This is a genomic window from Fictibacillus sp. B-59209 (assembly GCF_036216745.1).
Taxonomy (GTDB): domain Bacteria; phylum Bacillota; class Bacilli; order Bacillales; family Fictibacillaceae; genus Fictibacillus_C; species Fictibacillus_C marinisediminis.
This window is the reverse complement of sequence record NZ_JARMMC010000014.1, coordinates 172,124-188,928: the sequence shown is the minus strand read 5'-3', so window position 1 is coordinate 188,928 and position 16,805 is coordinate 172,124. Positions and strand designations below refer to the sequence as shown.

General features: G+C 42.4%; 16 protein-coding genes and 7 tRNA genes. 3 read left to right on the top strand and 20 right to left on the bottom strand.

Going from position 1 to position 16,805, the window contains the following annotated elements:
* Positions 1 to 9: 9 nt before the first annotated feature.
* Positions 10 to 675 (bottom strand): DUF4912 domain-containing protein, encoded by a 666-nt coding sequence (locus P4361_RS10035; RefSeq protein WP_328089262.1) that lies wholly within the window; start codon positions 673 to 675, stop codon positions 10 to 12.
* 397 nt (positions 676 to 1,072) lie between these two features.
* Here P4361_RS10035 and P4361_RS10030 point away from each other — a divergent pair, with 397 nt between their 5' ends.
* Both P4361_RS10030 and P4361_RS10025 read left to right on the top strand, forming a co-directional pair.
* A complete protein-coding gene (locus P4361_RS10030) occupies positions 1,073 to 1,267 on the top strand; it encodes a hypothetical protein (protein WP_053357876.1) in 195 nt (64 codons plus the stop codon).
* Between the two features lie 18 nt (positions 1,268 to 1,285).
* Positions 1,286 to 1,747 (top strand): hypothetical protein, encoded by a 462-nt coding sequence (locus P4361_RS10025; RefSeq protein ID WP_328089260.1) that lies wholly within the window; start codon positions 1,286 to 1,288, stop codon positions 1,745 to 1,747.
* A 64-nt stretch (positions 1,748 to 1,811) separates the two neighbouring features.
* On the opposite strand, the gene phoU is transcribed toward P4361_RS10025, so the two are convergent.
* The 18 genes from phoU to P4361_RS09935 form a co-directional block, all read right to left on the bottom strand.
* A complete protein-coding gene (gene phoU / locus P4361_RS10020) occupies positions 1,812 to 2,471 on the bottom strand; it encodes a phosphate signaling complex protein PhoU (RefSeq protein WP_062234963.1) in 660 nt (219 codons plus the stop codon).
* 21 nt (positions 2,472 to 2,492) lie between these two features.
* Positions 2,493 to 3,272, bottom strand: a complete 780-nt coding sequence (pstB, locus tag P4361_RS10015; protein ID WP_062234960.1) for a phosphate ABC transporter ATP-binding protein PstB — start codon at positions 3,270 to 3,272, stop codon at positions 2,493 to 2,495.
* A gap of 11 nt (positions 3,273 to 3,283) precedes the next feature.
* Positions 3,284 to 4,102 (bottom strand): phosphate ABC transporter ATP-binding protein PstB, encoded by an 819-nt coding sequence (gene pstB, locus P4361_RS10010; RefSeq protein WP_328089258.1) that lies wholly within the window; start codon positions 4,100 to 4,102, stop codon positions 3,284 to 3,286.
* A gap of 23 nt (positions 4,103 to 4,125) precedes the next feature.
* A complete protein-coding gene (gene pstA, locus P4361_RS10005) occupies positions 4,126 to 5,013 on the bottom strand; it encodes a phosphate ABC transporter permease PstA (RefSeq protein ID WP_328089257.1) in 888 nt (295 codons plus the stop codon).
* Positions 5,013 to 5,924 carry a phosphate ABC transporter permease subunit PstC gene (gene pstC, locus P4361_RS10000; RefSeq protein WP_425590251.1) on the bottom strand — a complete coding sequence of 304 codons (912 nt, stop codon included), beginning with the start codon at positions 5,922 to 5,924 and terminating at the stop codon, positions 5,013 to 5,015. Before pstC ends, pstA begins: the two co-directional genes overlap by 1 nt.
* Positions 5,925 to 6,032: 108 nt before the next feature.
* The gene (locus tag P4361_RS09995) at positions 6,033 to 6,938 is read right to left on the bottom strand and encodes a phosphate ABC transporter substrate-binding protein (RefSeq protein WP_328089254.1); all 906 of its coding nucleotides are present in this window, start codon (positions 6,936 to 6,938) and stop codon (positions 6,033 to 6,035) included.
* A 271-nt stretch (positions 6,939 to 7,209) separates the two neighbouring features.
* Positions 7,210 to 9,222 (bottom strand): penicillin-binding protein 2, encoded by a 2,013-nt coding sequence (locus P4361_RS09990; RefSeq protein ID WP_328089252.1) that lies wholly within the window; start codon positions 9,220 to 9,222, stop codon positions 7,210 to 7,212.
* Between the two features lie 113 nt (positions 9,223 to 9,335).
* Positions 9,336 to 10,613, bottom strand: coding sequence for an MFS transporter (locus P4361_RS09985; RefSeq protein ID WP_328089250.1), 1,278 nt, complete (start codon positions 10,611 to 10,613; stop codon positions 9,336 to 9,338).
* Between the two features lie 156 nt (positions 10,614 to 10,769).
* A complete protein-coding gene (locus P4361_RS09980) occupies positions 10,770 to 11,381 on the bottom strand; it encodes a superoxide dismutase (RefSeq protein ID WP_053357866.1) in 612 nt (203 codons plus the stop codon).
* 288 nt (positions 11,382 to 11,669) lie between these two features.
* A tRNA-Phe gene (locus tag P4361_RS09975) sits at positions 11,670 to 11,745 on the bottom strand.
* A gap of 13 nt (positions 11,746 to 11,758) precedes the next feature.
* Positions 11,759 to 11,835, bottom strand: a tRNA-Met gene (locus P4361_RS09970).
* A 317-nt stretch (positions 11,836 to 12,152) separates the two neighbouring features.
* Positions 12,153 to 12,245, bottom strand: a tRNA-Ser gene (locus P4361_RS09965).
* Between the two features lie 13 nt (positions 12,246 to 12,258).
* Positions 12,259 to 12,335, bottom strand: a tRNA-Ile gene (locus P4361_RS09960).
* A gap of 34 nt (positions 12,336 to 12,369) precedes the next feature.
* Positions 12,370 to 12,445 (bottom strand) — tRNA-His (locus P4361_RS09955).
* Positions 12,446 to 12,462: 17 nt separating this feature from the next.
* Positions 12,463 to 12,539, bottom strand: a tRNA-Met gene (locus P4361_RS09950).
* A 6-nt stretch (positions 12,540 to 12,545) separates the two neighbouring features.
* Positions 12,546 to 12,620 (bottom strand) — tRNA-Asn (locus P4361_RS09945).
* Positions 12,621 to 12,764: 144 nt separating this feature from the next.
* Complete coding sequence (locus tag P4361_RS09940) at positions 12,765 to 13,247, bottom strand: DUF456 domain-containing protein (RefSeq protein WP_328089249.1); 483 nt, start codon at positions 13,245 to 13,247, stop codon at positions 12,765 to 12,767.
* 31 nt (positions 13,248 to 13,278) lie between these two features.
* Positions 13,279 to 14,883, bottom strand: a complete 1,605-nt coding sequence (locus P4361_RS09935; protein WP_425590250.1) for a Na/Pi cotransporter family protein — start codon at positions 14,881 to 14,883, stop codon at positions 13,279 to 13,281.
* A gap of 182 nt (positions 14,884 to 15,065) precedes the next feature.
* Between P4361_RS09935 and P4361_RS09930 the strand changes: the two genes are divergently transcribed.
* Positions 15,066 to 15,833 (top strand): DUF1189 domain-containing protein, encoded by a 768-nt coding sequence (locus tag P4361_RS09930; protein ID WP_328089248.1) that lies wholly within the window; start codon positions 15,066 to 15,068, stop codon positions 15,831 to 15,833.
* A gap of 41 nt (positions 15,834 to 15,874) precedes the next feature.
* On the opposite strand, the gene P4361_RS09925 is transcribed toward P4361_RS09930, so the two are convergent.
* On the bottom strand, positions 15,875 to 16,750 hold the full coding sequence (locus P4361_RS09925; RefSeq protein ID WP_091005265.1) for a DUF1002 domain-containing protein: 876 nt from the start codon (positions 16,748 to 16,750) through the stop codon (positions 15,875 to 15,877).
* Positions 16,751 to 16,805: the final 55 nt, after the last annotated feature.

Below are 16,805 nucleotides of genomic sequence, written 5' to 3'. Positions count from 1 at the left end.
TTAGAGCTCCTATCTGATTTTTTGATAGTATGAATAACTGCTGAAATTTTCCATCCATTCTGGTACATCAGCGTTACCATTCTTCCAGTTCATAACGCTCCCGGTACGGTGTTCATTTGACTGGTCCCTTGGTGTCTCTACAGAATTAGATCTAAGCACTGTGAAGAAGCTTCCATCAAACGTTCTTGTTCCTACATCAATGACATAGGTACGATCAGGTTCCAAGTGCTGGATAAACCAGTTGTTGGTCATCTCAGGGATCTCGATTTCAAAGTTTCGGTGTGCGTTATGACCCTGGAAGATGATATCTGTTACATCATAGATTTTCATTCGTTTAGGCAGTTCACTCCAAGGTGTTCTGAAGTGATGTTCAACCATCTTTTGCTTCATGGACGAAATACTCCAGTATACATAAATACTCGTTGGGGACTGAACCATGGCAAACAAAGTATCTTCGTCAAATTCGTATGGCATCACCCACTGGATGCTATGCTCCTGTTTTGGAGGATCAGCCAGAATCAGTTCCTCTGCATTCTCCTCTTCCCTCACTTTTCCAGCTTCTTGCCGATACTTGTTCCACCGGTATTGCACTTTGCCGAGTGAGAGGTTCATCTTTTCGGCGATCTGCTGAAGGGTAAGACCCTTTTCCTTCATTTTGACGATCTCATTAATCATTTTTTTCCCCCCGGTCGTTTAGTTAGACATTGGTCTATTACATCTTGCAGAATAGTATTTATATGCCTCCCTATTAATTTGAAGTAATCGTATCATCACAAAATTTTTTTCACAATAAACGGAAATTGTAGAAAAATGTAGATTGCTTAGCATGTCTGATAGAATAAGCTTTGTAAATTTTTTGAAACCGTTTGCTTTACAAACTATTTGCAGAAAACTATTAATATTCGCCAATTTTCTACAAATAGTAAAAGACTTTGAACGGATTGCTTCTTTAATCCATGATATCGTTTGTCGAATTTACGCAAAAAGTTTGGCGATTTGGCGAAAAATATACTCTTCCTATGAATACTATGGTATAAAAATAGGTGGAATGTATTTATAAGAGGAGGATACAATGGAAATTATCATTTTTTCCCTATTGGCATTAGGAATCATTTTACTCGTCATCTCGTTCCGCAAGGACAAAAGCAATAACCTGGAAGTACAGCTTGAAAACTTTTCGATTCAATTAATGAAAGAAATGTATCAAGTAAAGAAAAAGCTTAAAGTCCTTGAAGATGAAATGATGATCAACGAGAAAGCTAAATAAATTAATTACGAGGGATTCATGATGACAAATAATACATTAAGAGGTTTCTCAGCCGGTATGATCCTGGCTACAGGATTAATTGCAGGAGTTTACTTTACACAGGCTCCTCCGGAGAAAGAAGCCAAATTAAATGACAATACAGTCAATACCTATCTACACTCCAAAAATATGACAGCTATTACCACCGAAGAACTTCAAACCCTCAAAGCAAGCCGGGCAGCTGCCGCTCCAAAAGCGAGTGAGCCTGCTACTGAGGCGAAACCTGCAGAAAAAGTAGTCTACAACACTACTTTGCACGTTTCAAGAGGAATGAGCACAGGAGAGGTTTGTGACTTCCTTGAAAAAGAGAAGATCATCAAGGACGGAAAATCGTTCCTTAAATATCTCCGCAGCCATAAGCTTGAAGGGGAAGTCCGGTTTGGAAGTTATAAGGTGAACAGCAAGATGAATTTCAAAAAGCTTGCTGACACCCTCACCTAATACACTCATTAACAAAATAAAAAAAAAGGGGGCCAGCTTAACTGCTGACTCCCTTTCTGTTGTGCTATTCATTTAAGCCGTAGCGTTTGCCCTTTACGAGATATAAAATGTTTTCAGCGATATTCGTCGCATGGTCTGCCGTTCTTTCAATATAGCGGCATACGAAAGACAGCTGGGTGATCTGAGCGAGAGAATCTGGATGCTGGGTCATCAGCTCTAACAGCTCCTGAATAATCTTTCCATACAGTTCATCAACGGAATCGTCGGTATCAGCAAGGTTTTTCGCCAGTACTATATCTTCGTCAACATATGCTCTGATGGAATCTGAGAGCATGCCGATCGCGATATCAGCCATCCTCGGAAGATCTACGAGTGGTTTGATCAGTGGTTTTTCACCGATTCGAATCGTTGATTTTGCGATATTGACGGCAAAATCAGCCATGCGCTCCACATCGGAAGAGATCTTAATCGCGGCAATGATTCTGCGCAGATCTGAAGCCACTGGTGCCTGCTTTGCGATAAGGAGGATTGCCGCGTCATTGATCTCATCTTCGAGCTGGTTGATCCGCTGGTCATTTTCAATTACCTCAAGAGCTTTATCCACATTTTGTTCCTTTAACGCTTCCATGGATTCTTTTAATGCGTACTCTGTTAATTCACCGATTTCAACGAGCATTTCTTTAAGTTCATTCAATTGGATCTGAAAGTTTTCACGTACCACCATTTTTCGTCACTCCTCTTCTTATTATCCAAAACGTCCGGTCACATAGTCCTCTGTCCGCTTATCTGAAGGAGCGGAAAAGATTTTGCTCGTCAGATCGTATTCAATCAGTTCACCCATCAAGAAGAATGCCGTACGGTCAGAAACCCTTGCCGCCTGCTGCATGTTATGGGTAACCATAACAATGGAATAGTTTTTCTTCAGCTCAAGAGCAAGTTCCTCGATTTTTATAGTTGAGATCGGATCGAGTGCAGATGTTGGTTCATCCATCAAAATGACATCCGGCTTGGTGGCAATGGCTCTGGCAATACATAACCGCTGCTGCTGGCCTCCTGACAAGCCTAAAGCAGATGTATTTAGCCGGTCCTTCACTTCATCCCACAAAAACACATCTCTTAATGAACGTTCTACAATCTCATCCAGTTTCCCTTTTTTCTTTACCCCATGAATTTTGGGTCCGTAGGCTACATTTTCATAGATTGACTTTGGAAAAGGATTGGCTTTCTGGAACACCATACCGACTTTTTTTCTCAAATCGACAAGGTCCACCTTTCCATTGATTAAGTTATGATGGCCGTAATTAATTTCACCGGACATCCTGACTCCCGGGATATTCTGGATCATTAGGTTCAACGTTTTGATAAACGTTGATTTCCCGCATCCCGATGGTCCGATGATTGCTGTTATCTCATTATTGTAAATCGTAAAATCGATATCTTTCAGTGCCAGATTTTTTCCGTACCACAAATTTAAATTCTTGATATCAAAAACCATTTTCTCTGCTGCCAATACTGCTTGTCCCATCATTATCCCCCTTATCCGAAGCGGCCTGTAATATAGTCTTCTGTATCCTTTTTTGATGGATTCGTGAAGATCTTATCTGTCTTATCAAATTCAACCAGCACTCCATTTAAGAAGAAAGCGGTCTTATCTGAAATACGTGAAGCCTGATGCATGTTATGCGTCACAATTACAATGGTATAATCCTTTTTCAGCTCTATGATCAGGTCTTCAACCTTAGCATTAGAAATAGGATCCAATGCAGACGCAGGCTCATCAAGGAGAAGGATGTTCGGTTTCATGGCCAGGGTTCTGGCAATACAAAGGCGCTGCTGCTGCCCGCCAGACAATGATAAAGCCGACTCATGAAGCCTGTCTTTAACTTCATCCCACAAAGCGGCCTTCCGAAGGCTTTCTTCCACAATTTCATCAAGCTTCTTTCTCGAACGGATTCCGTTGAACTTCAAAGCATGCGTAATATTATTGTAGATAGACTTAGGAAATGGATTGGGCTTTTGAAACACCATGCCGATTTCTTTCCGAAGAGCGACAACATTTATGTCATCGCCGATCAGATTAACATCGTCATAGATGATTCCACCTGTGCTTCGTGCCCCGGAAATCAGGTCATTCATACGGTTAATGGAACGAAGGAAGGTTGATTTTCCGCAGCCTGACGGACCGATCAACGCTGTCACACCGTTCTTCTCGATTGTAAAATTGACCTCTTTTACCGCATGGTTGTCACCGTAATAAATATTCAAGTTTTCGATATTTAAAGCAACCGGATTATTCTCTTTATTCGGTTGTTCAGTTAATGGTTTTGTCTCTTTTTTTTCCATCACAGTTTTCATGTTACCCCACCTATATTCTAAAGTTATTTAGAAGCTGTTATCTTTCTGTGAACCACACTGCCGATCCAGCGGGCCAGCAAGTTAAAGATCAATACAGAGATAATCAGAACTGCAGAGGATCCGTCTGCCACTTCGCGCACATCCGGAATTAAGCCCTGTGTATTGACAGCCCAAATGTGCACCGCAAGTGTTTCTGCCGGACGGAACACGTTAAGAGGAGAAGTCGAATCGAACGGATTCCAGTTTGCAAAATCAAGCGTAGGCGTAGTAAGACCTGCCGTAAAGAGCAATGCTGCCGCTTCACCAAAGACACGGCCTGATGCAAGAATCGCCCCTGTCAAAATGCTTGGGAACGCTGCAGGCAGCAGGACCGTTTTGATCGTGTGCCAGTGTGTGATGCCCAGAGCAAGACTTGCTTCTTTTTGATCCCTTGCAACGGTGCGCAAGGCATCTTCACATACCCTTACCATTACAGGAAGGTTAAACACGGTAAGCGCAAGAGCGCCGCCGAGGATGGAATAACCCCAGCCAGTAAGATTAACGAACATCAATAATCCAAACATACCGATAACAATCGAAGGCAATGAAGCCAATACTTCAATACACGTTCTGATCGCGTTCGTAAGTTTACCTGGACGGGCATACTCTGCCATGTAAATACCGCCGCCAAGACCAAGAGGAACAGTGAACACCATCGTTAGGAACAAGATGTAGAACGAGTTAAAGAGCTGGTTCCCGATTCCTCCGCCTGCTCTGAATGAGCTTGATGGAGAGGTTAAAAATTCAAGATTAAGCTTTGAAAAACCATGAAAGATAATGTATCCGAGCAGTCCCACTAGAACAGTGACGATGGTTGCTGCGATCAAGTAAAAAATAGAGGTAGCAATACGGTCTGTAACTTTGCTGTTCATTAGAACTGCCTCCTTGAAGAAAGATAACGAATTAAGATGATAAAGATAAAGGACATCGCTAAAAGAATAAGCGCAAGCGACCAAAGAACATTATTTTCCACACTGCCAAAGGTCGTGTGCCCCATATTCAACGTAATGATGGTCGTTAATGTAGCTGATGGATCAGTGATCGCAGATGGAAGTGTACGGACGTTTCCAATGACCATCTGAACAGCAAGTGCTTCACCAAACGCACGAGCCATCCCAAGAACCACAGCGGTTAAAAGTGTTGGCATAGCCGCAGGGATCAATACTCTCCAAATGGTTTGCCAACGTGTCGCTCCGATCGCGTACGAAGATTCCCTGAGCCCCTTTGGCAACGAACTCATCGCATCTGTTGCGATACTTGTTACTGTAGGGAGAATCATAATGGAAAGAACGATCATACCTGCGAGCAAACTGAATCCTTGTCCGCCCACTGTATCGCGCAAGAACGGAACAAGAACGGAAAGGCCGATGAATCCATAAACAACAGATGGAATACCAACTAGTAATTCAATGACCGGCTGGAGAATTTTTTTACCCCATGAAGGTGCAATTTCCGTCATAAAGATTGCTCCTCCAATACCAAGTGGAGCTGCAATCAAAGCAGATAAAATGGTAACAGCAAAAGAACCTAAAATAAACGGAACGGCACCATACGCCGGACTCTCTGCATTGGTCGGATTCCAATTCGTGCTGGTTAGAAATTCATATAAACTTACCCCATTGTTAAAAAAGGCTTGTAAACCTTTCGTACCTAGGAAAATTGTAATAGCAATCGTCGCACTGATAATGATCAGCGCACTGATTAACACTATGGACTTCCCCCGCATTTCCATTTGAAGTGCAGACTTGTTTGATTTTTTCAGCAGCCTTTGACTGGCTGTCATTGTCTTATTATCCATTTTCCGTACCTCCCCAAAACGCCCTAACAGGGTAAATATCCACTTCAATATGGACACTTACCCTTGTTTAGGCATTCTTAACTTTCTTTATGGTTACTTTTTCGTAACTTTCCCTTCAGCATCACGTTTAACTTGCATTTTGCTTGCAGGGATGTATCCTTGATCAGGAACAAGTTTATTTTGAATGTCATCGCTCATTAAATAATCAAGGAACTGTTTTTCTAAGCCTTTTGGCTCTCCTTTAGTATAAGAGTGCTCATAAGCCCAGATTGGGAATTTACCTGTTTGTACGTTTTCATCAGTTGGTTTAACTCCATCAATGCTAAGTGGTGTTACACCGCTGTTATCTGTGAAGTAAGAGAACGCAAGGTAACCGATGGCACCAGGAGTTTCTTTGATTAGCTTTTGAACCGTGTTGGAAGAATCTTCTGTCGCAGCACCTTCAACCGGGTTTTGTCCATCAAGAGCATATTTTACGAATGTAGCACGAGTACCTGAAGAGTCAGGACGGTTGATCAACGCGATCTTTTGGTCTTTCCCGCCAAGTTCTTTCCAGTTTTTCACTTTTCCTGTGAATACTTTAATCAGGTCTTTTTTAGAGATATCTTTAATGCCTACTTCCGGGTTCACCGCTGCAGACATACCGACTACTGCAACTTGGTGATCTTTAAGCTTGTCAGCCGGGATCCCTTCTTTTTCTTCAGCGAAAACATCAGAGTTACCGATCTTAACAGCACCTTGAGCAACTTGGCTTAAGCCTGTTCCGCTCCCGCCTGCTTGTACTTGAATATCAGCGTCAGGGTTATCTTGTTTAAATTGTTCTGCTGCTGCTGCAACAAGCGGCTGCATTGCACTTGAACCAGAGATAACGATGGAGCCCGATGCTTTTTTGCCGCCATCTGTTGACGCACCTTCATTATTTTTGTTTCCACATGCTGTAGCGAACACGAGGAGCATGGCCAGTACTGCTAAAAGGTAAGCGGATTTCATTTTCTTCATGTTTTGGTCCCCCTAGAATAATTTTTAAAAGATTTTTTTGATAGAGATTTTGCTTCATCTGTGTGTCCTTTGTCTCTATCGCACACCCCCAACAAGTTCTGTTAATCACTTTACATTACTAGAATAAGCGAGGATTATTAATGCTGTTTGAATGGAATGTAAAGAGATTGTAAATTTAACAAGACTACAGTCCTATGTTTTTCTAACTAGAATAAATTATACACAGAAAAAAACGCGCCCAAAGGACGCGTTTTGCAATGAACTTATCTAGTTAATTTTTCTTATTTCCGTCTTTTTTCAGTTTAAAATATTCATCCAGTGCAGCTGCACCGATTTCGTTATTGATCGAGCCTTCTCGTACATTTGGGACGACAACAGCAAAAGCCACTTCCGGATGGTTATATGGAGCATAACCGATCAATGTTTTGTTGTTTAAGCCTGACTTCTTGTCTACTTCAGCTGTACCTGTCTTGCCGGCAGGGTTATAACTCTTATGTTTGAAATAAGCTGCGGCCGTTCCTTTGCTTCCGACCATAACCTGGCGGAACCCCTGATGAACAACATCAAGGTACTCCTGTTTCATTTCAATTTTATTCATAACATTGGGTTCAAACTTATAGTCGAGTTTCCCCATTTTACCCGGCTGAACGGATGGTTCACGAACCTCTTTCAGCAGATGAGGCTGCATCCGATATCCATTGTTGGCAATCGTGGAGACATACTGTGCCATCTGAAGAGGTGTATAAGTATCGAATTGTCCGATCGCAAAGAACATCGCCTGTGCCAATTGGTCACTCATGCCTGTGTTATAACCTGTGGCCTCTGAAGGCAGGTCGATCCCTGTCGGTACACCAAGGCCGAACTGGCTGTAAGAATCCCTTAATACTTTAAATGCCTCGTTCACATGGCGGTCAATATACCGCTTATGAGAATAGTCATAGCCGGCAAGTTTCATGGCGATGTTCCACATATAAATGTTGGAGGAAGCTTCCAGCGCTTTTACAGGGCCTATGCTCCCCAAGTTTTCATGGGATTTCATCTTTCTGCCATCGCCAAACGTTAATGGTGCATCGTAAAAATGGGTATTTGGCGTGATCACACCTTGCTGCAAACCAGTAAGCACGGTTGCTCCTTTAACGGCAGAACCCATGGCGAAGGAATTATACACTGTTCCAAATGGGGCATTCTTGTATTTCCCTGTCTTTTTATCGTATTGTTTTCCAGCCATGGAAAGCACTTCACCATTCTCCGGATTGAGCATTACCACATACGCTTCGTTCAGATCACGGTTTGCGTAAGCCGAGCCTCCTGACTTGGCTTTCTTCAGTTCTTTTTCAATGATTTGTTCGACTTTTTGCTGAAGCTGCATGTTAATGGTCAGAATGAGGTCTTTCCCCCTGGATCCGTCCACTTCAACGGGATCACCTACCGGGTTGCCCGATTTATCGGTCACAAACTTCATTTTCGATTTTTGTCCTCTAAGCAGAGCTTCATACTGCTGTTCAAGGAAACTGGTTCCCACTAGATCATTGCGCTCATTTCCCCGTGAAACATAATAATCCATCTTACTCTGCGGGATCTGTTTTACTTGCCCGAACAGTGCCTTGAACGTGTCACCATAAGGATAATCTCTTTTTGCATCAGGCTTGATATCTATACCCGGCAATTCAGCCAAATGCTCACTTATGGCTGCAATCTCTTTTTGAGTTGCGTCAATCTTAATTCGTTGAGGTGTCAGGGCATATCCTCTGTCCATCTCCCGTTTGATGGCCAATACCTCAATTTGATGAGGAGTAAAGCTTTTCAGATCCTTCTTAGTGATCCGATCAAGCATAAGATTGTAATAAGCATCATCGCTCAGGCCTTTTTTCTCTTTCAGGCTGATCCTGCTTTCTACTTCTTTTTTATTTAAAAAGATAAAATAATCTTTCTTATCGCGTTCTGTTACGCTTTTTGTATCTTTCTGAATATAGCCCGCCAATTTTTTTGCGATCGCCTGCCGGTCCTCTGCACTCGTCTTCTGAGTGCGGGTATACGTGATGGAATAAAGCGGCTTGTTGTCAACCACCACTCGATCCTGTGTGTCGAACATTTTCCCTCTCGGAGCATCCAGCCTTGCAGTCACATTTTCCTTTTTATCAGCGGACCTGTGATATTCTTCACCCTGTACGATCTGAACATAGCCCAATCTGAAGATCAAAACTGAAAAAAGGAAAAAAACAGCCAGAAACAACGCATTTAAACGCACCGGTACATGATTCTTTTTCTTTTTTTCTTTAGTCATTCATTCCACCCTTACTTATGTATGGAAATAGTTCGATACTATTTTTCCATTTTCGACAAATTGATTTACTAAAATAATTTTAACAGTAAATCAATGTTTCCGAAAGAAAAACGTCATACCCTAGTCCCATCTTCCTTGTCTGTATTGTTCTGTGAATAGTTCGACATGATCTCAGATTTTTGAAGGGTAGCAAACCGAATTGATCTTACACAAAAATAAATGATAAAGTGACCGGCTCCCAGTACAGGCAGCAGCACCGGAATACTGTAGTCTCCATTAAAGTAAGTGATCGTAATAAGCAAAATAACAATAGAAAGAATCCGTCCTGCATTTAAATACAATTCCCTCACCACAATATATTCGACCCTCATCGGCCCAGCGTTATCCGAGCGGCCAATCACATCATATGTCAGGGAAACATAGGGAACGAGCAGCAGCGGATAGGCAATGGAGATGACCACACCATAAAAGAGAAGCAGCGGAAACGTGACTTGAAGCAGAAAAAGGAACGGAGAAAGGAATAGGATCAATCCTCCGACAAAGATGGATTTTTTCCTTCTATCTCTTGTCATCATCCGGGAGACGATAAAATAACCAACAAAAGAAACGGCAGATTGAACAAGCCCAAATGTCCCAAGAGCAAATTCACTGTCTGAAATAATGTATACCCATATGACAATCAAAAAAATGAACGTCCCTTCCCTGAATCCCTGAAAAAAATGGGCATTTAGGATGCGGCCCCAATTTAAGTTGGTTTCTCTCGACTTTAGGATCTGCCAGACAAAAAACTTCCCCTCGGCCTTCTGTCTGCTTAAGAAAAAACTGATGATAACCGCACTGAAAAATAAAACCAATGAAACGCTGAAGATGATGCGGTAGCCAGTAAACTTATCCAGCTGCGAGATTAAGAACCCGGAGGTAATCGGGCCGACCATACCGGACAAGGAAGTTAGCACCCCAAGGTAGCCATTAAAGTTATCCCTTGTATCAGGTTCTGTCACTTCAAAGGTCAGCACGTTAAAAGCGAGCCAATAAAAGCCAAGCCCAGCTCCGAGCAGTCCGCCAAGAATGAGCAGATACTCACTTGCCTGCTTCCCGAGGAAAAGCACATACAAATAAAAAAGCGATAATATGATGACACCAATCCGGAGTACAATAACCCTGTCTATTTTTTTTGTCAACTTACCTGCAATAAAAAAAGCAACAGGCTGAATGCACACAATCGATAAATTATACAGAGCGATATCCTTCAGCTCACCAGATTGCTTCCATAAATAAATATTAACAAACGTATTAGACAGAGCCGTACTTAATGCAAAAAGCCCTCCTACCACAAGCAATAGCAGCAATTCTTTCGTTCTGTCCGTGTCTCCAAACAAATTGAACTTCATTTTGTTCTCGCCCCTTTGCAATTCACATGTAGTTTTCACATCCTGAAAGGGGCTATTCGCCAAACGAAGAATTGGTTTTTATTGTATATCATTAGAAAAAGAGTATAAAAAAAACGGCCAGGGTCTTTTTCAAAGAACCTGGCCGGCTTTTCTGCATTATTTTGCTTCGTTATAACGTTTTTCAACTTCATCCCAGTTTACTACATTCCAGAATGCATTAATGTAATCTGGACGTTTGTTTTGATAGTTCAAGTAATATGCATGCTCCCAAACATCAAGACCTAAGATTGGAGTTTTGCCTTCCATCACAGGGTTATCTTGATTCGCTGTGCTTGTTACTTCAAGCTCACCGTTATTAACAACTAGCCAAGCCCAACCAGATCCGAAACGGCCTTTTGCAGCATTTGCAAACTCTTCCTTGAATGAATCAAGGCTTCCGAATTTACTGTTGATGCGTTCAGCTACTTCACCAGTAGGTTCGTTGGATCCGCCTGGTTTTAGGATTTCCCAGAATAAGCTGTGGTTCGCATGTCCGCCGCCATTGTTGCGTACAGCTGTGCGAATGTTTTCAGGCAATGCATCAAGATTGGAAAGAAGGTCCTCTAGGCCTTTGTTTTCAAACTCAGCTTGGCCTTCAAGTGCTGCGTTCAAGTTATCAACATACGTTTTGTGATGACGGTCGTGGTGAATATTCATTGTAGTCTCATCAATGTGTGGTTCCAGTGCATTTGCAGCATAAGGTAAAGCAGGCAGTTCAAACTTTGCCATGATCAATCTCCTCCTTGGTATGTAAACATTTTTTATATTTCATTTTGGAGAAAAAACCCCAAAATTGAAAACATAGTTAAACAACAATAATGTTTAATAAGTATCCCAACTCATACATTATCAGATTTACCCGGAACTTTCAACGATTAACCCTCTTTAATCAAAGTTTATTATGTACATAGCTGGACTTCTTTTATCCCTCGTTATGGGAGATATTAAAACAAAAGTTTTCTCATTAAAAACAAAAAACCTTCACCACGTTGGGCAAAGGTTGACTATGTATGAAAATGGTGGCTCGAGACGGAATCGAACCGCCGACACGAGGATTTTCAGTCCTCTGCTCTACCGACTGAGCTATCGAGCCACTTTAGATATTATGGTTGCGGGGACAGGATTTGAACCTGCGACCTTTGGGTTATGAGCCCAACGAGCTACCAGACTGCTCCACCCCGCGATGATATTAAGTTTACGGACGAGGTCACTCCTCCGCAGTTATTACTGTCTCTTCCTCTACAAGCATATTCCTGAAGTGTATCCGTCGAGACAAGCCAGCTAAGATGCTGATTCAAGGACGAAGGCTTGCTCCACCCCGCGATGATATTAAGTTTACGGACGATGTTATTCCTCCGTAATTATTGACTGTCTCTCAGAGGCTTTACCTCTTCCTCTACTCGAGTAATCATTGGAGTGTATCCGTCGAGGTACTCGCAGCATAATCATGCTGTAACGCTCGTTGCTCCACCCTGCGATGATATAAAAATTAAGAAATTATGGAGGAGGTAGAGGGATTCGAACCCCCGCGGGTTGTTACACCCCTGTCGGTTTTCAAGACCGATCCCTTCAGCCGGACTTGGGTATACCTCCATGTGCTGAAAAATGGTGGACCCTGTAGGACTCGAACCTACGACCAATCGGTTATGAGCCGACCGCTCTGACCAACTGAGCTAAGGGTCCATTTTATGTATTAAGATAGTTATGTAAATAAAAATGGGGCGACCGATGGGAATTGAACCCACGAATGCCGGAATCACAATCCGGTGCGTTAACCACTTCGCCACGATCGCCATCGCCTAAAAAAATATGGTAGCGGCGGAGGGAGTCGAACCCACGACCTCACGGGTATGAACCGTACGCTCTAGCCAGCTGAGCTACACCGCCATAATTTGGCTCCACAGGTAGGACTCGAACCTACGACCGATCGGTTAACAGCCGATAGCTCTACCACTGAGCTACTGTGGAACAATGTTGTCCTCTAAGGGACAAGAATTACTATATCATTTTTAAGCTATGTAAGTCAAACCTTTTTTTCATGACCATTTTGAAAGCCCTCGGTGAGACAGACATAAATATAGCACGTCTCCAACATTTTAGCAAGCACTATTTTTATAATACAACAAAAAGAAAATAGCCAATCATGATCACTTGAATGATGATCTTAGCAACCGTTCCTCCCAAAAAACCAAGAACTGAGCCAAACCCTACCTTAGCCGCTTCTCCTATTGATTTTCGCCCGATGATCAATTCTGCAATAAACGCACCCAGAAACGGTCCGGCGATGATGCCGGCAACAGGAATCACAAATGGGCCAAGGAGCAGGCCGATCGTGCTGCCCCATACGGCCGCTTTGGAACCGCCCCGTTTTTTTACTCCAAACAAATTGCTGAAATAATCCACTACAAAAAGAGTTGCCAGCAAAAACACTTCTACACCGATGAAAAAGGGCGTAAATGGCTGAAAGGAATAAAAAATTCCATAGAGCACAAACCCAAGAGCCAGAAAAAGCGCTCCAGGCAGTATGGGAAAGATCAGGGCAGCGAATGCCAGAACGAACGACAGGCCGATTAATATCCAATATACATAATCCATCAGTAAGCCTCCTGTAGTGTTTTAAGTAGGTTTATCGATCAAGCACTGCTTCTGCAATATTGACAGAATGGTCTCCGATCCGTTCTAGATTGCTGATAAAGTCAACATACACCACACTTTCTTGGCCGGTGCTTAAATTGTTGTTGATGTCCTGAATGTGTTTCTTTCTCAGTGTTTTCTCCATTTCATCAATATCGTCCTCAATGTTCAGAACTTCCTCAGCCATCGGTTTATCGTTCTTCTCAAGAGAAATAATCGCTTTTGTCAGGCAGGATTGGGTCAGGATCATCATGTTTTCAAAGTCGCGTGACGTTACTTCCGAAAGTTTAATATTATTTCGTGCCATAAAGCAGACCAGATCAATCATATTTTTCATATGATCCCCGATTCTTTCGATGTCCTTGCACAGATTGAGAAGCATCGTATGCTCTTTAGATTCATTCTTGGACAAAGAATGAATAGAAAGTTTAACGAGAAACTTGGTGATTTGCCTGTCAAACCGGTTAATCTCTTCTTCATACTGCATGGCTGTATCGGCATGCTTATTTTTCCGGGTTTGGAAGAAAAGCAACGCCTGGCTGAGACCCTCCCTTGAATAATCAGCCATTTTCAGCAGCTCCTGCCTAGCTTGATGCAGGGCAAATTCCGGAGAACTGTTGATGACTTTCTCGTCCAATTTTACCGTCTTGCTGTCAACAGACCATTGATCATCTTTAATCAATTTTGAGACTGTAAAGACCAGCAATGAAATAAATGGAAACAGGATAATAACATTGCCGATGTTGAAAATTCCGTGCGCAAAGGCAATTTGCATGGCAGGCTCCAGATGGAGACTGCTTGAAATCCATTGGATCAACCCTTTGTAAGGGATAAAGATAATCACAAAAATAATCGTCCCTATGAGATTGAACAGCACATGAACCAGTGCTGCTCTCTTGGCATTCTGAGAGGCCCCGAACGATGCGATCACAGCTGTGATGGTGGTTCCGATATTATCACCAAAAAGAACAGCAAGGGCACCGTTTAAATGAATCAGGTCCATTGAAAACATCTGCTGCAGTATGCCCACGGTCGCGCTTGAGGATTGAAGGATCATCGTTGCCAAAGTTCCAATGGCGATGCCCAAAAACGGCTGATCGTTTAAATGTGCCGTGATGTTTTGAAAATCAAGGGAGGACTGCAAAGGTTCCATCCCTGCTCCCATTAGCTGAAGGCCATAAAATAGCCCGCCCAGGCCGAATAAAATTCTTCCGATGAAAACATATTTGTAACTCCGGATAAAAAAAACGAAGAATGCCCCTGCCGCAAGCAGTGGCAGACCAAATCCCGCTGCATCAAATCCAATGATAAAGGCAGTGAAAGTAGTACCGATATTGGCCCCCATAATGATCCCAACTGCCTGTCTAAGCGTCAGCATTCTTGCATTTACGAGCCCTACCGTCAATACCGTTGTGGCAGAACTGGATTGAATGAGCATGGTTACGAATAAGCCAGCCAGAATTCCTGTAAATGAATTGGTCGTCAGACTGTCCAAAAGGTTCCTCAGCCGATCACCGGCAGAGTTTTGCAGACCCTCACCTAAATATTTAATTCCAAATAGAAAAAGGCCGAGCCCGCCTAAAAATTGAAACAGCATATCCTGAACACCCAATAGAATTACAACCCCTTTTATCTAATCATTCTTATGCCATTATCTAGTTTTATGAAGGTCATGTAAAGTCGCTTCGCAAAACCTTTACAAAGGAATGTTCTCCTCATTGTCTGTTTCCTCATAATTCGCTAAAATTAATATAGACCATTCAGGAAATGAGGAGTTCAATGAGAATTTTCAACCATTTTTTCAAAAGCCTGTATTCCCCTCCAATGATTGCCCGTCTCCGTTTTCAGGGAATCGGCAAAGCCATAGGCTATGTATTTTTTTTGATCCTGCTGACATCAATCCCGGTGGGTATTGCCTTTTCTTTAGCCTTTAAATCGGGCATAGAAGAGTTCAAGCAATCGATGACTTCTGAGATTCCTGACTTTTCGCTGCAAAACGGAAAGCTAACATCCGATCTGAAAAAGCCTGTTGTTCATACAGACAGCAGTGAAACCTTCATTTTTGATACAACAGGATCAATAAAAGAAGATGATCTCTCAGATTATACAAACGTGATCGCTCTCTTGCATAACGAAGCAATCGTCATATCTGGCGGGGAAACTCAGAAGGTTCCTTACAACACCCTCGGCGATGTGAAGTTGACAAAGAAAGATATCAGCTCCTGGACAAACACCTTATTCGATCTGCTGCCTGTTCTGATACCTTTGTTATTTTTATTTATCTATGTCTTTACGGTCGCGTTAAAGTTTATCGGGGTTACGGTTTTGGCCGTCATCGGATTAGTGCTGCAAAATATCAGCCATCGAAAGCTTTCTTACAGGCAGCTGTGGATCATGTCTGCCTATGCCGTAACACTTCCTACTGTTTTCTTTGCCATCATGAAACTTTTACATACAGACGTCCCCTTCTCTTTTCTCATCTATTGGGCAGTGGCTTCTGTTTTTCTTCATCTTTCCATTAAAGAAACTCCACAGCCAAAAGGATAAAAAAAGAAGGAGCCCTAACCAGGCTCCTTCTTTGCTTTTTCTTATTTTTGGAACAGGCCTTTTATGCCATCAATTATGGAAATAATAAAGTCGATGAACTTTTGGAGAAAAGATTGCGTTTCGTCTTTATTTAAAAATCCATCCAGGTTATCACGGACATTCTGCAGCTGATTTTGAACATTATCCCAATTAATGTTAAGATCCTTCATTTTGTTAAATAGTGAAACGAGTCCGTTCAGCTCTTCATCTGTCAGCTGAATTCCGAGACGCTCAGCTACCCGTTTGATGAGATCACGAAGTTCATCTTCATTATTAACCGGATGTTTGGCCAGCTCTTGTTTGATTTCTGTAATAAGCTGTGTGGCTTCCTTCGTTCCGATTCGATCACCAAGCTGTGCCGTTCTTACAACCTCTTCATTGGCAACTTGCTTCTTTTCCTCAGGGATATTCACGTTAGCTTTCTGTTCATAGGCCTTTAGGATTCCTGTAAGAGCAGCTGTTCCAGACACTTCGAACGGAGCAGTAACATAGATGTCTGCATCCTTTACTCCTGCTGTTACAAGAGCATTAACAATCATGCTGTCGGTTACCCAGTTGATGTTTTTCGAATCCACATGCAGCCCTTTACCCTTCTCAGCAAGTGTGATTTTTGAAGATGAAATAGCACGTGTTCCTAATTGCGCTTTGGAAATATACTTACCGAGATATTGATGCTCTTCTTCGTTCGTTACATTTACGGAATCAACGTTAGAGTCAACACCCATCTCTTCTAAGATTTTTGCCTTTTGGTCCGGTGTCAGATCTTCGCCAAGTGTTACGATTACATCTCCAGGCGCTGCATCAGCAAATGCTTTTAAAGGTACCATGAATGTAAGTAAGACCATTATTGGCACTAACCATTTTGCATTCCATTTCATGTTTATACTCCACCTCATTGTTTGTATTTCCCTTTTTGACCCTGTATCTTTCTCT

Excerpts from the sequence above, each read along its gene's own strand:
- P4361_RS09940 (WP_328089249.1), bottom strand. The coding sequence starts at position 13,247 with ATGGATTATGTATATTGGATATTAATCGGCCTGTCGTTCGTTCTGGCA.
- P4361_RS10030 (WP_053357876.1), top strand. The coding sequence starts at position 1,073 with ATGGAAATTATCATTTTTTCCCTATTGGCATTAGGAATCATTTTACTC.
- P4361_RS10025 (WP_328089260.1), top strand. The coding sequence starts at position 1,286 with ATGATGACAAATAATACATTAAGAGGTTTCTCAGCCGGTATGATCCTG.
- pstB (WP_328089258.1), bottom strand. The coding sequence starts at position 4,102 with ATGAAAACTGTGATGGAAAAAAAAGAGACAAAACCATTAACTGAACAA.
- P4361_RS09925 (WP_091005265.1), bottom strand. The coding sequence starts at position 16,750 with ATGAAATGGAATGCAAAATGGTTAGTGCCAATAATGGTCTTACTTACA.
- P4361_RS09995 (WP_328089254.1), bottom strand. The coding sequence starts at position 6,938 with ATGAAGAAAATGAAATCCGCTTACCTTTTAGCAGTACTGGCCATGCTC.
- pstA (WP_328089257.1), bottom strand. The coding sequence starts at position 5,013 with ATGAACAGCAAAGTTACAGACCGTATTGCTACCTCTATTTTTTACTTG.
- pstC (WP_425590251.1), bottom strand. The coding sequence starts at position 5,924 with ATGACAGCCAGTCAAAGGCTGCTGAAAAAATCAAACAAGTCTGCACTT.
- P4361_RS09935 (WP_425590250.1), bottom strand. The coding sequence starts at position 14,883 with ATGCTGTTTCAATTTTTAGGCGGGCTCGGCCTTTTTCTATTTGGAATT.
- P4361_RS09990 (WP_328089252.1), bottom strand. The coding sequence starts at position 9,222 with ATGACTAAAGAAAAAAAGAAAAAGAATCATGTACCGGTGCGTTTAAAT.
- P4361_RS09985 (WP_328089250.1), bottom strand. The coding sequence starts at position 10,613 with ATGAAGTTCAATTTGTTTGGAGACACGGACAGAACGAAAGAATTGCTG.
- P4361_RS09930 (WP_328089248.1), top strand. The coding sequence starts at position 15,066 with ATGAGAATTTTCAACCATTTTTTCAAAAGCCTGTATTCCCCTCCAATG.
- P4361_RS10035 (WP_328089262.1), bottom strand. The coding sequence starts at position 675 with ATGATTAATGAGATCGTCAAAATGAAGGAAAAGGGTCTTACCCTTCAG.
- P4361_RS09980 (WP_053357866.1), bottom strand. The coding sequence starts at position 11,381 with ATGGCAAAGTTTGAACTGCCTGCTTTACCTTATGCTGCAAATGCACTG.
- pstB (WP_062234960.1), bottom strand. The coding sequence starts at position 3,272 with ATGGGACAAGCAGTATTGGCAGCAGAGAAAATGGTTTTTGATATCAAG.
- phoU (WP_062234963.1), bottom strand. The coding sequence starts at position 2,471 with ATGGTGGTACGTGAAAACTTTCAGATCCAATTGAATGAACTTAAAGAA.